Source organism: Citrobacter sp., from assembly GCF_050252275.1.
Lineage (GTDB): Bacteria > Pseudomonadota > Gammaproteobacteria > Enterobacterales > Enterobacteriaceae > Citrobacter_A > Citrobacter_A amalonaticus.
Genome location: NZ_JBFWLF010000121.1, coordinates 1 through 12,745, shown reverse-complemented (window position 1 = coordinate 12,745; position 12,745 = coordinate 1). Strand labels below are relative to the sequence as shown.

Sequence of the window (12,745 nt, the reverse complement as noted above, 5' to 3'; positions counted from 1 at the left end):
GCTTATCGGCCACCAGCTTCAGCGCATGCTCCAGCACATTAACATCGGCACCGGCTTTATGGGCGTTTTCGCTCAGGTAGCGACGCCACTGGCGCGCCCCCGGGATCCCCTGAAACAGCCCCAGCATGTGGCGCGTAATATGACCAAGATACGTGCCCTGGCTCAGTTCACGTTCGATATAAGGATACATGGCCCGCACCACCGTAACCGGATCGGCATCAGCAGTTGAGGAGCCAAATATTTCGCGATCGACAGCGGCCAGAATGCCAGGGTTCTGATAGGCTTCGCGCCCGACCATCACGCCGTCCATATGTTCAAGATGCGCCTTCGCCTGTTCCAGCGACGTAATGCCGCCATTAATGGACATCGTCAGCTGCGGGAAATCGCGTTTCAGTTGATATACGCGCGGATAATCCAGCGACGGGATTTCACGGTTTTCCTTCGGACTTAACCCGGAGAGCCAGGCCTTACGGGCGTGGATGATGAACATCTCGCACTCACCGCGGCCAGACACCGTATTGATAAAATCGCAAAGAAATTCATAGCTATCCTGATCGTCAATACCAATGCGGGTTTTGACGGTCACCGGAATCGACACCACGTCACGCATCGCCTTCACGCAGTCTGCCACCAATTGCGCATTGCCCATCAGACAGGCGCCAAACATGCCATTTTGTACACGATCGGACGGACAGCCGACGTTGAGGTTGATCTCGTCGTAGCCGCGCGCTTCAGCCAGCTTCGCGCAGTGCGCCAACGCTGCCGGATCGCTGCCGCCTAGCTGCAGAGCGACCGGATGCTCTTCTTCGCTGTATGCCAGATAATCGCCTTTGCCATGAATAATCGCCCCCGTCGTCACCATCTCGGTATAGAGCAGCGTCTGGCGAGACAATAAGCGCAGGAAGTAGCGGCAGTGTCTATCCGTCCAGTCGAGCATAGGCGCGATGGAAAAACGGTGAGCGGGAAAGGCAGATTGTGATTCTGGTGACATGGTGTTTTTTTGAGCATCCTGTAAATTGGAGGCGCTACTATAGCACAGGCAAAACCGGAGACGTAATGTCTCCGGTTATCCCCATCAGAACGTCACGCTGACCTGCGCGCCTGCGCCCCAGGTTTCGTCCTCGCCATACAGTCCCATCAAATCAAGATGGACACGATTGAACGGGGCAAACCCGACGCCGCCGGTAAAGACGTTGCTGTCGTTATCTTTCACGTCAGCACGATAACCGGCACGCACGGCCAGCCAGTCGAGCGGCCGGACTTCAGCACCAACACCGACATACTGTGAGTTTTCCTCGCTTTTGAAACCTTTGGTTTCGGTCAAATCACCGTCTGCACTCAGCGTCAGCAGCTCGTTTTGCCACGCCACACCGGCGGTGACCAGCGGGCGAATCTGGTACGTGTCTTTGTAGTTTCGCGTTTCACCCGTCATGCCATGGGTGATAGTGATCGATTTGGTATCCAGATCGCGTGAAATGAGGTTCTGCCCGCTGATCCCCACCGTCCAGTGTTCACCAAAGTCCGCCGCAATCCCGGCGTCGACGTTAAAACCAGTGTCATCATTACGATAACGACTACTGTTCCAGTCGCTGCTGTCGTAGTTATAGATAGAGGTGGTGTAATTGTAGAGCCAGGTTTTTTGCAGTTTTGGCGTAACGCCAATCGACACCGGCACATCGCCGAACGCAAACTGTCGGGCAACGGCGATACCATAATCTGAAACAATTGCCGCGCGTCCCGATGCCGTCGAGTTGAGGTGTTTGGTTATCTCATCTGAGCCTTCAATCGCCGCCTTCCCGGCTTCAACGAGCGCATAGGTATCGCTGCCCTCAATCCGGCGCAGATAGTCAATATCACCCTGATCAATGGATGAACTGACCCGTCCATGCGCATAGCCCTTCGCCACGAAAGCCAGGGAAAGCGTCTCATTGGGAATGCTCACCGCCAGTCCCGCCCCTGCATTGGCGCGTGCCGTTTTCCCTTTCAGGTATTCGAGTTCATCGGCAAGATCGCGTGCCGCGCCCTGAAACTGATTCAACACGCCGCGCGGGTTGAGCAAAACTTCCTGCGGCGTCAGATTATCAACCACCTCATCGTAGTAATCGATTTTGTCGCTGATCTCATCAATTTCATCCTGAAGATTATCTTTGTCGGTGATTTGTGCACCGACCGCCGGAAGAATCACGGTAACGCTGTCTTCAGGCTTCGCTTTCGCCAGCAACGCCGGGTTAATGAGAACCCCGCTACCATAATTTGCCGACGCCACGCCCGTTCCGCCCATCGCGTCGTTACGCGCTTCCGCCCAGGTATTCGCCGCGTTCGCATGTTGGGAAACCAGGAACGAGACCGCAATTGCCACCACCGAAAAATTAAAATTTTTATTCACAGTAAACCTATTTTATTTGCAGGTGAAATAATGCCTCAGCCAGTATCAACGCGGCTGAGTAGGACTATTGCTGTGATAAAATGGGTGAAGATGACGCTATTCGCTCCATGCAGAACTTGCTGGAACGTTTTTATTATGTGACAGACATCAATATGTATAGAAGAGAATGCGAAACAGGGAAAGATTAGCAGGCGATTTATCGTGCCGGCCTGGATCTCGGCGTTTCTCCCATAACATGATAAAGTGAGGGTTTTCTTACTCCACGCGATCCGAGGTGCCCGATGGAAAAGACCACAACGCAAGAGTTGCTGGCGCAAGCTGAAAAACTGTGCGCGCAACGCAATGTGCGCCTGACCCCACAGCGCCTTGAGGTGTTGCGTCTGATGAGCCTTCAGGAAGGCGCAATTAGCGCTTACGATCTGCTCGACCTGCTGCGTGAATCAGAACCACAGGCCAAGCCGCCAACGGTCTATCGCGCACTCGATTTTCTGCTTGAACAAGGGTTTGTGCATAAGGTTGAATCCACCAACAGCTACGTGCTGTGTTACCTGTTCGATCAGCCAACTCATACTTCCGCGATGTTTATCTGCGACCGCTGTGGTGCGGTGAAAGAAGAGTGTGCGGAGGGCGTGGAAGACATTATGCATACGCTGGCGGCGAAGATGGGGTTTGCCCTGCGCCACAATGTGATTGAAGCACACGGATTATGCTCAGCCTGCGTGGAAGTGGAAGCCTGCCGTCACCCTGGCGAGTGTCAGCACGATCATTCGATTCAGGTTAAAAAGAAACCCCGTTAAGGAAGTGGGCGGCATGCTATGCCGCCCGAAGCAAACAGAGGGGATTACATCCTTGTACTCACGGGTATGAGGGTGGCTTACCAGCGATAGTCGTTGCGTTTTTCCCAGCTATCGACCTCTTTCTCCGCCTGGTCTTTCTCGTAACCATAACGTTCCTGAATCTTACCGACCAGTTGATCACGCTTACCTTCAATGACTGTCATATCGTCATCGGTCAGTTTGCCCCACTGCTCTTTCACTTTACCTTTAAATTGTTTCCAGTTACCGCCGGCTTCGTCTTTATTCATCATAAAGTCCTCTTTATTAGGCTGTGAATAGTGAGAGTAAACCGCCCAACTGCGTTCGTTTTCTGCTGGACGTGAGATTAAGTGTAGTCAGAGATTCTGGGTTCAATTCACTATTCAGAATCTTTAACCATCACGAAGCCGAAAACCAGGTCCCATTCCGCCAGTGGCGCCGCCAGATCCAGGCTAGTGACAGTCCGCGCAGCGCCAGGAAAACCGCCAGCGCCAGCCACAAACCGTGATTCCCCAACACGGGGAGGGTCAGCAAGGTCAGCGCAAACCCGGCAGCCGCGACCGCCATACTGTTACGCATTTCAGCCGCCCGCGTTGCACCGATAAACATACCATCCAGCAGATAGCACCAGACGCCGACCAACGGCAAAATCACTTGCCAGAGCAGATAGCGATCGGCCAGTTGCTGGATTTGCGGGAGTGATGTCAGCAGCGCGACGATCTGTTCGCCCGCGAGCAGATAAACCACTGAGAACAGCAGTGCGACAATACCTGACTGACGGCACGCCGCTCGCCAGACCTCCAGCAACTGACTGCCATCGCGGGCGCCATAGGCCTGACCGGAATGCGCCTCCACGGCGTAGGCAAAGCCATCCAGCGCATAGGCCGTAAACGTCAGCAACGTCATCAACACGGCGTTAACGGCGATGATATCGCTACCCAGTCTGGCCCCCAGCACGGTAATGGCACCAAAACAGAGTTGCAGGAGCAGCGAACGCAGCATGATGTCGCGATTAAGCGCCAGAAGGCGACGAAAGTTTCCGCGCCAGGCCTGCCTGAGCATGACGAGAGAGACGCCCCGCAAGTGCAAGACCTTACGCACCATCAACAAACCGATCAGCAACGTCGCATATTCCGCAATCACCGTCGCCAGTGCGGCCCCCTGCACGTTCATATGCAGCCCCATTACCAGCCAGAGGTCGAGCACAATGTTCAGGATATTGCCGACAATCAGCAGGATCACCGGCGCACGCGCGTATTGCACGCCCAGTAACCAACCGAGCAGAACCAGATTCGCCAGTGACGCCGGCGCGCTCAGCCAGCGAATGGCCAGGAATCGCCTCGCCTGTTCCAGCACCGCTTCGCTGCCGCCGACAATGTGTAGCGCCAGGTCGATAATCGGCGTGCGGAAGATAGCAATCAATGTCCCTGCGCCCAAAGCCAGGATCAGCGGTTGTACCAGAGCCCTCGCCAGCGCCTGAGGATTCTTCGCGCCGAATGCCTGCGCCGTCAGCCCGGTGGTGCTCATCCGTAAGAAGAGCAGTAGCATGAACAGAAAGCTGGTTGCGGTTGCGCCCACCGCCACACCGCCGAGATAGACGGGGCTGTCCAGGTGACCAATGACCGCCGTATCCACCAGTCCCAGCAGCGGAACGGTGATATTGGAGAAAATCATCGGTAAGGCGAGACGCCAGAGCGCTTTGTCAGCAGAAGCAAAAAAAGGCATGGAGACGAGCCTGAGAAGAGGTCATAACGAGAGTGGTGAGAGTGCCGGATAGCGGCGCAAACGCCTTATCCGGCCTACAGGAGTACTACAGCCATTCACCATTACGGATGACGCCAACGGCCAGTCCTTCGATGGTAAAATTCTGTTCGCGAAGGTCAACCAGGATCGGTTTAAATTCGCTGTTTTCGGGCAGCAGTTCAACTTTATTGCCCTGTTTTTTCAGGCGTTTGACCGTCACTTCATCGTCAATACGCGCCACAACCACCTGGCCGTTACGCACGTCCTGGGTTTTGTGTACCGCCAGCAGATCGCCATCCATAATGCCGATGTCTTTCATCGACATTCCGCTGACGCGCAGCAGGAAATCGGCATTCGGCTTAAACAAAGACGGATCGACCTGATAATGACCTTCGATGTGCTGCTGCGCCAGTAGCGGCTCGCCCGCCGCAACGCGACCGATGAGCGGTAACCCTTCCTCTTCTTCCTGCAGCAGTCGAATGCCGCGAGAAGCACCGGAGACGATTTCAATCGCCCCTTTACGTGCCAGCGCCTTCAGGTGTTCTTCAGCCGCGTTTGGGGAACGGAACCCCAAACGCTGTGCGATCTCCGCACGCGTCGGTGGCATACCTGTCTGGCTGATGTGATCCCGAATGAGATCAAACACCTCTTGTTGCCTGGCCGTTAACGCTTTCATTCCGCCCCCTGGGTGTATATACAGTTATGCTGTGAGTATATACAGCTAAAGGTGATTTTGGAACCACAAACTACACATTCGACAGCAGATTTAGCCGGTTATGGAATCAGGGTCGAAAAACGTTAGCGAAAATGTGGCCACAACAGGAGTCCCCAGGTGATCAGCGCCACAATGATAGAAAGCAGCACCGCCGCCGACCCCATATCTTTTGCGCGACCAGAAAGTTCGTGATAATCAGAGCCGATACGGTCCACTACCGCCTCAATGGAGCTGTTCAGGATTTCAACAATCATGACCAGCATGACAGAGCCTATCAGCAGAACGCGCGTAATGGCATCCACGTCCAGCCAGCAGGCGATAGCCACGGCCAGCAGCGCCGCCACGCTTTCCTGACGGAACGCGGCCTCGTTAATCCACGCGGCGCGAAAACCTTTCCAGGAATAGCCTGCAGCTTTGATAATTCGGGTGAATCCAGTGGTATTATTAGCCATTAAAAGAACCTTTTTGCATTATTGGCGTCAATGACATTGTCTTGTTAACTCATGTAATTCGAGTTAGGGCAACGCGGCGCGAAGTATGACGGGATAGACCAGAAATTCACATGACTTTCTGATATCCTTGCAACGCAATTGCATTATTAACCAGAGGCTTTACATCGTTTATGTCCGGCTGGCCACGAATTTACTACAAAATCCTGAATTTACCATTAAGTGTACTGGTAAAAAGCAAGTCTATTCCGGCAGATCCTGCCCCGGAATTGGGACTCGATACCTCTCGCCCAATTATGTACGTTTTACCGTACAACTCCAAAGCAGACTTGCTGACGCTGCGCGCGCAATGTCTGGCGCACGATCTCCCCGACCCGTTAGAACCGCTGGAGATCGATGGCACACAGTTGCCGCGCTATGTGTTCATTCACGGCGGACCGCGTGTCTTCACCTATTACACGCCGAAAGAAGAATCCATCAAGCTGTTCCATAACTATCTCGACCTGCATCGCAGCAATCCGGATCTGGATGTGCAAATGGTGCCGGTGTCGGTGATGTTTGGACGTTCTCCGGGTCGTGAAAAGGGCGAGGTTAACCCGCCGCTGCGCATGCTTAACGGCATTCAGAAATTCTTTGCCGTCTCCTGGCTTGGCCGCGACAGCTTTGTCCGCTTCTCGCCTTCCGTCTCTCTGCGCCGAATGGCCGATGAGCACGGCACGGATAAAACCATTGCGCAGAAACTGGCTCGCGTGGCGCGTATGCACTTCGCCCGTCAGCGCCTTGCCGCGGTGGGGCCGCGTTTACCTGCGCGTCAGGATCTCTTCAACAAGCTGCTGGCCTCCAAAGCGATTGCCCGCGCGGTAGAAGACGAAGCGCGCAGCAAGAAAATCTCCCATGAAAAGGCGCAGCAAAACGCCATTGCGCTGATGGAAGAGATCGCCGCCAACTTCTCTTACGAGATGATTCGCCTGACCGACCGTATTCTGGGCTTCACCTGGAACCGGCTGTATCAGGGGATTAACGTTCACAACGCAGAACGCGTTCGCCAACTGGCGCACGACGGGCACGAAATTGTTTATGTTCCCTGCCACCGCAGCCACATGGACTACCTGCTGCTCTCCTACGTGCTCTATCACCAGGGGCTGGTGCCGCCGCACATCGCTGCAGGTATCAACCTGAACTTCTGGCCGGCAGGCCCGATCTTCCGCCGCCTGGGCGCGTTCTTTATTCGTCGTACCTTTAAGGGCAATAAGCTCTATTCCACGGTTTTCCGTGAGTATCTGGGCGAACTGTTCAGCCGCGGCTACTCGGTTGAATACTTTGTCGAAGGTGGTCGTTCCCGTACCGGCCGTTTGCTGGACCCAAAAACCGGCACGCTGTCGATGACCATCCAGGCGATGCTGCGCGGCGGCACCCGTCCGATCACTCTGGTGCCGATTTACATCGGTTACGAGCACGTGATGGAAGTGGGAACCTATGCCAAAGAGCTGCGCGGCGCGACCAAAGAGAAAGAGAGCCTGCCGCAGATGCTGCGTGGCCTGAGCAAGCTGCGTAATCTCGGTCAGGGCTACGTCAACTTTGGCGAGCCAATGCCATTGATGACCTACCTGAATCACCACGTGCCGGAGTGGCGCGAGTCTATCGATCCGATCGAAGCCGTGCGTCCAGCCTGGCTGACGCCGACGGTAAACGGGATTGCGGCGGAGCTGATGGTGCGTATTAACAATGCGGGTGCGGCGAACGCCATGAACCTGTGCTGCACCGCGCTATTAGCGTCTCGCCAGCGTTCGCTGACCCGCGAACAATTGACCGAGCAGCTCAACTGTTACCTGGATCTGATGCGCAACGTGCCGTATTCCTCTGATTCGACCGTGCCGTCTGTCAACGCCAGCGATCTTATCGATCACGCGTTGCAGATGAACAAATTCGAAGTCGAGAAGGATACCATTGGCGATATCATCATTCTGCCGCGCGAGCAGGCGGTGCTGATGACCTACTATCGCAATAACATCGCGCATATGCTGGTGCTACCGTCACTGATGGCGGCGATCGTCACCCAGCATCGTCATATTTCCCGCGAAGCGTTGCTGCAACACGTTGACGTGCTCTACCCGATGCTGAAAGCCGAGCTGTTCCTGCGCTGGGAGCGCGATGAGCTGGCAGACGTGATTGACGCGCTGACGGCTGAAATGCAGCGTCAGGGGCTGATTACCGTTCAGGATGATGAACTGCATATCAATCCGGCTCATTCCCGTACGCTGCAACTGCTGGCCGCGGGTGCGCGCGAAACGCTGCAGCGTTATGCCATCACCTTCTGGCTGCTGAGCGCTAACCCGTCGATCAACCGCGGGACGCTGGAGAAAGAAAGCCGCACCGTGGCGCAGCGTCTGTCCGTGCTGCACGGTATTAACGCGCCGGAATTCTTCGACAAGGCGGTGTTCAGCTCACTGGTGCTGACCCTGCGTGACGAGGGTTACATCAGCGATACCGGCGATGCGGAGCCGGGCGAAACGATGAAGGTGTATCAGATGTTGGCGGAACTCATCACGTCGGATGTACGCCTCACCATCGAGAGCGCGACGCAGAGCGAGTAAAGAAAAAGCCGGTCAAGATGACCGGCTTTTTTATGTTAGATTGCCGGATGGCGGCGTTCCGCCTGATCCGGCCTACATCGGCTTACGGTTTGGTAGGCCCGATAAGCGCAGCGCCAGCGGGCAAGATGCTTTATAAGTGCCAGTAGCTCATTGCCAGACCGATAAACAACACCAGCCCGACGTAGTTATTGTTCATGAATGCTTTAAAGCAGGCCTCGCGTTCGCGGTTGGCAATCAGTTTCTGTTGATAAACAAACAGCGCGCCCGCGACCAGCACAGACCAGTAATAACCCAGCCCCAGACCGTTCAGCCAGCCAATCAGCGCCATCAGCGCCAGCACCGCCACCTGCAAGATACCGATAATCAGCTTGTCATGTTCGCCAAACAGAATGGCCGTCGATTTAATGCCGATTTTCAGATCGTCATCGCGGTCAACCATCGCGTACTGCGTGTCGTAGGCCACCGCCCACAAGATATTGGCCAGGAACATCAGCCAGCAGCTCAAGGGTACCGACTCACTCACCGCCGCGAAGGCCATCGGGATCGACCAGCCAAACGCCGCCCCCAGCACCACCTGCGGCAGGTGGGTGTAGCGCTTCATAAACGGATAGACCCACGCCAGCGCCAGTGCTGCAACCGACAGCAATATGGTCATGGTGTTGAGCGTTAATACCAACAGAAAAGCGAGCAGTACCAGCACCACAAACAGCGTCCGGGCCTCTTTTTCCGTCACCGCGCCGCTGGGCAGTGGGCGGTTCGCCGTGCGTTTTACGTGTCCGTCAAATTTTCGATCGGCATAGTCATTAACCACGCATCCGGCGGCACGCATCAGCCAGACCCCGGCGACAAACACCGCCAGGATCCACCCTTGAGGGACGCCAGGGGTCGCTACCCACAGAGCCCATAGCGTCGGCCAGAGCAGCAGTAAGGCGCCGATGGGCTTATCCGTACGCATCAAGCGGTGAAACGCCAGCAGCTTATTTTGCGTCAGACTCCACTCCATTTTATTTTCCTCTTAGTACAACGGCGATGCAGGTAAAAACAGTTCGGTCAGCATTAGCGGCTTACCGCTCAGTCGCAGGCGGGAACGACGTCCCCACAGCCCGGCATCACAACCAATCTCAATAAAATCTCGGGTCAACGTCGATGATGTAAACAGATAACGCCCCAGCGGGGTTTTGCCTAAGTGTTGTAAGGCCAGTTCGGGGCCGGACAGCGTGGATTCAGGCACCACGGTGCGTCCAGCCAGCCAGGGTTCATCATCGGCACAGAGCAGGATTTCACGCAGCCAGTAGCGGGATTCTTTTGGCAGTCGCGTCAGCTCTTCCACCACCTCATTTTGACCGACAAATCCCTCCCTGATCAGGGTCACAGTGACCCGTTTTCCCTGTTGTTCAAAACGTTTTGTCATGGAATCTTCCAGTAGCAGCCAGTCGAGCTGTTCTGGATCCAGGGCGGGAATCTCTTCAAAATAGCGCAGCGCACGCAGTTGCGTTAACGCGGGGTGTGACATGCCTGACTCTCCGTTTCATAACTGAAAGGCATTGTATCGCAGAAAAGCGCTTACGGAAGATGGAAACATAATTAAGTGATCTGTTACGCAACAGAAACGTAACAAGTCGCAGGAAATGCTAAAAAAAAGGTGCGCCAGTTGACGCACCAGTTGTTGCAAATCAGCAATGTGGGGAGAAATTACCCCTTGCCTTTTACACTGCTGATAAAGGTGGAACGGGCAGATGTTGATCCCAGACGTTCAGCTTCATCAAGCAGTTTCAGCGCTTTATCAACGTCACCTTTCGCGACGGCGTCTTTAATCGCTTTGTTAAAGTAGCTTTCGGTGTCGTTCAACATCGGCTCGCTTTTCTTCGCGGGCGCAGGTGCAACCACCGGCGCGGAAGCAGGTGCAGCATAGGTTGGCGCAGGTGCAGCGGTATTGCCCACCGTCACCGGACCCGGGCCGGAAGAACCAAACAATGGCCCCACCAGCACGCTGGAACTGCTGCTGGTTTTCACTTTCAGCTTCAGCAGACCGTCGGTGGTATGGCGGGCGATCGGATCCGGAATATCCGGCACCGAGTTACCCACGCCTTTGGCGTAGGCTTTCGCTGGATCGAGCAGTTTGGTGGTCTGCTGAAGATCTTTCTCGGTCGTAAAGACCAGAACATAAAGCTTCTGCTGGCCCAGCGCTGGCGTCAGGCGCATCACCCCTTCCAGACGATCCGCGCTCATCACGCCCGGTTCCTGGTAGGTGAAATAGCTGCTGGGGAAGAACGCAGAAGGCGTCATGTTCTGATCGAGAATCAGGACGTTGGGCGCGAAGACGCTGGTTTGTTTGTTCACTTCGCTGGTGAGCGTTATGTTTAGCTCCCCGATGTTCGCCGGTACGCTGTAAGCGGCAACCGGACCGGAGATGCCCGCGACATCAAGACGCTGACCGCCGGTCGAAAGCTGTGTGGTTTGCGTGTTGGACTGGTCAACCGGCGTCCAGGTTAACTGCTGGAGTGCCGCCGTCGGAATCGTCGGTGCGGCGCTGGTATTCTGTGGAACGTAATTCACGTCAGCCAGGCTGATGCCCGGCGCACTGGCAACTAACCCTACGGATAAACAAAGGGCGACGAGACTTTTCTTCATTTTCATTGTTATCACCTCAGAAAGCGTGGGTTCAGCGGTGGCCAGGCAATAGCGCGCTAAACCGCGAGAAACAGAGGGGCTTACGCCCCTCGCTACGTCAGGTTAGTGCCGGATTACCACCAGATTTCCATCTGAGCACCGAAGGACCACTCATCGTTGTCGCCACGGCTGTAGGTGCGCGCGCTGGTATCGCTGTAGGCGATGCCGTTGTCGTAACCCCATTTCTCATCCCACTTCGCGTAGGTCGCGAAGACACGGATAGCCGGGCGGGACCAGATGCTGTCGCCAGCCTGCCACTGTTGCGCCAGGGTAATTTTGTACTGGTTGTTGGTGTCGTCGGTACGCTGAGACTTCACGTTGTCGTAGCCGATTTCCATCAGGGTGCTCATGATCGGTGTCCATTTGAACATCGGACGCACACCGACGGTGTACCAGGTTGAACCGTTGTTATCGTCACGGTCGATATCCTGATACATACCGACGTACATCAGGTCCCAACGGTCGCCCAGAGAGATAGCACCGTGGTCGAGGATACGCACCAGACTACCGTTGTTGTTGATTTCGTTGTTAACGACGCCAATTTCCGTATCTGGGTTGTAGTTGTTACCCGTGAAGGAGCCCTGCGGGATCCCTTTACCCTGAGTCGTCATTGCGTCGGTAGCGTACTGAACGACAAACTTGTTGTAGCCTTTCAGCATGCTTTGCGTGTGTTCAGCGGTGAACATCCAGCCGTCTTTAGTGGCACCGTCGGCATAGCTGTAACCGTCAGTTTTGTTCGCACGACCGTAGTCAACACCCAGTTCCAGCACGCCGTCCGGGTTCGTTTCCAGACCGGCTAAACGCACGTCGAAAACGTCGTTCGCCGTGTCTTTGTAACGGTCATAGATATCATTGCTGCTGAAGATGTAAGAGCCGCCGGCTTCCTGAGAACGGGTGGCGGCCAGAGACAGTTTACCGAAGCCCAGATCGATATTTTCGATACCGGCGCCAGGACCTGAAATATCCCAGTAGTAGAAGTCGATCATGTGAACGTCATGACGCTGATAGAAGCGCTTACCTGCCCAGATGGTGGAGCCAGGCAGCCAGTCGATCAGGTTTTTACCCTGTACGTTCGCTTCACGGAATGCCGGGTCGGTGGCTTCCCAGTCATTCTGCTGTGCCACGGAGTAGGCAACGTTGGTGTCAAAATAGAAGCTCTTATCGCCCTCTTTCCAGACTTCCTGGCCCAGTTTAAGTTCCGCGTACGTTTCACATTCGTTGCCAAGACGGTATTTACTTTGAGCACCGGTTGCCTGGAAACATTGTTGTTCGCCGCCACTACCCGTCCAGCCGATACCGGAACGAGCATAACCATGGAAATCCACTGCCATTGCCTGAACAGACATAATGCCTGCTGCGACGGCAACCGCCAG

At 55.1% G+C, this 12,745-nt stretch carries 12 protein-coding genes; 2 read left to right on the top strand and 10 right to left on the bottom strand.

The features are described 5' to 3' along the window. On the bottom strand, nt 1–991 hold a 991-nt coding region (gene dusA, locus AB7E14_RS12025), incomplete at its 3' end, for a tRNA dihydrouridine(20/20a) synthase DusA (RefSeq protein ID WP_428169553.1). Nucleotides 992–1,075: 84 nt separating this feature from the next. Next, nucleotides 1,076–2,386 carry a conjugal transfer protein TraF gene (gene traF / locus AB7E14_RS12020; RefSeq protein ID WP_316962649.1) on the bottom strand — a complete coding sequence of 437 codons (1,311 nt, stop codon included), beginning with the start codon at nt 2,384–2,386 and terminating at the stop codon, nt 1,076–1,078. A gap of 281 nt (nt 2,387–2,667) precedes the next feature. Here traF and zur point away from each other — a divergent pair, with 281 nt between their 5' ends. Continuing rightward, the gene (gene zur, locus AB7E14_RS12015; RefSeq protein WP_042321076.1) at nt 2,668–3,183 is read left to right on the top strand and encodes a zinc uptake transcriptional repressor Zur; all 516 of its coding nucleotides are present in this window, start codon (nt 2,668–2,670) and stop codon (nt 3,181–3,183) included. A gap of 77 nt (nt 3,184–3,260) precedes the next feature. On the opposite strand, the gene AB7E14_RS12010 is transcribed toward zur, so the two are convergent. The 4 genes from AB7E14_RS12010 to AB7E14_RS11995 form a co-directional block, all read right to left on the bottom strand. Then, nucleotides 3,261–3,470, bottom strand: coding sequence for a CsbD family protein (locus tag AB7E14_RS12010; RefSeq protein WP_043001802.1), 210 nt, complete (start codon nt 3,468–3,470; stop codon nt 3,261–3,263). A gap of 130 nt (nt 3,471–3,600) precedes the next feature. Beyond that, nucleotides 3,601–4,926: an MATE family efflux transporter DinF gene (dinF, locus tag AB7E14_RS12005; protein WP_316962650.1), complete on the bottom strand. Its 1,326-nt coding sequence runs from the start codon at nt 4,924–4,926 to the stop codon at nt 3,601–3,603. 85 nt (nt 4,927–5,011) lie between these two features. Then, the gene (gene lexA, locus AB7E14_RS12000; RefSeq protein ID WP_042321072.1) at nt 5,012–5,620 is read right to left on the bottom strand and encodes a transcriptional repressor LexA; all 609 of its coding nucleotides are present in this window, start codon (nt 5,618–5,620) and stop codon (nt 5,012–5,014) included. A 122-nt stretch (nt 5,621–5,742) separates the two neighbouring features. After that, nucleotides 5,743–6,111 carry a diacylglycerol kinase gene (locus AB7E14_RS11995; protein ID WP_316962651.1) on the bottom strand — a complete coding sequence of 123 codons (369 nt, stop codon included), beginning with the start codon at nt 6,109–6,111 and terminating at the stop codon, nt 5,743–5,745. A 170-nt stretch (nt 6,112–6,281) separates the two neighbouring features. Between AB7E14_RS11995 and plsB the strand changes: the two genes are divergently transcribed. Continuing rightward, nucleotides 6,282–8,702 (top strand): glycerol-3-phosphate 1-O-acyltransferase PlsB, encoded by a 2,421-nt coding sequence (gene plsB, locus AB7E14_RS11990; RefSeq protein WP_042999033.1) that lies wholly within the window; start codon nt 6,282–6,284, stop codon nt 8,700–8,702. A 130-nt stretch (nt 8,703–8,832) separates the two neighbouring features. Here the strand turns inward: plsB and ubiA are convergent, their stop codons facing one another. The 4 genes from ubiA to AB7E14_RS11970 all read right to left on the bottom strand — a co-directional run. Next, nucleotides 8,833–9,705 (bottom strand): 4-hydroxybenzoate octaprenyltransferase, encoded by an 873-nt coding sequence (ubiA, locus tag AB7E14_RS11985; protein ID WP_044253361.1) that lies wholly within the window; start codon nt 9,703–9,705, stop codon nt 8,833–8,835. 12 nt (nt 9,706–9,717) lie between these two features. Further along, nucleotides 9,718–10,215, bottom strand: a complete 498-nt coding sequence (gene ubiC / locus AB7E14_RS11980) for a chorismate lyase (RefSeq protein ID WP_042999031.1) — start codon at nt 10,213–10,215, stop codon at nt 9,718–9,720. Nucleotides 10,216–10,394: 179 nt separating this feature from the next. Further along, a complete protein-coding gene (malM, locus tag AB7E14_RS11975) occupies nt 10,395–11,339 on the bottom strand; it encodes a maltose operon protein MalM (protein WP_044264135.1) in 945 nt (314 codons plus the stop codon). Nucleotides 11,340–11,446: 107 nt separating this feature from the next. After that, nucleotides 11,447–12,745, bottom strand: a 1,299-nt coding sequence (locus AB7E14_RS11970; RefSeq protein ID WP_428169552.1) for a maltoporin, incomplete at its 5' end; no start/stop codon positions are given.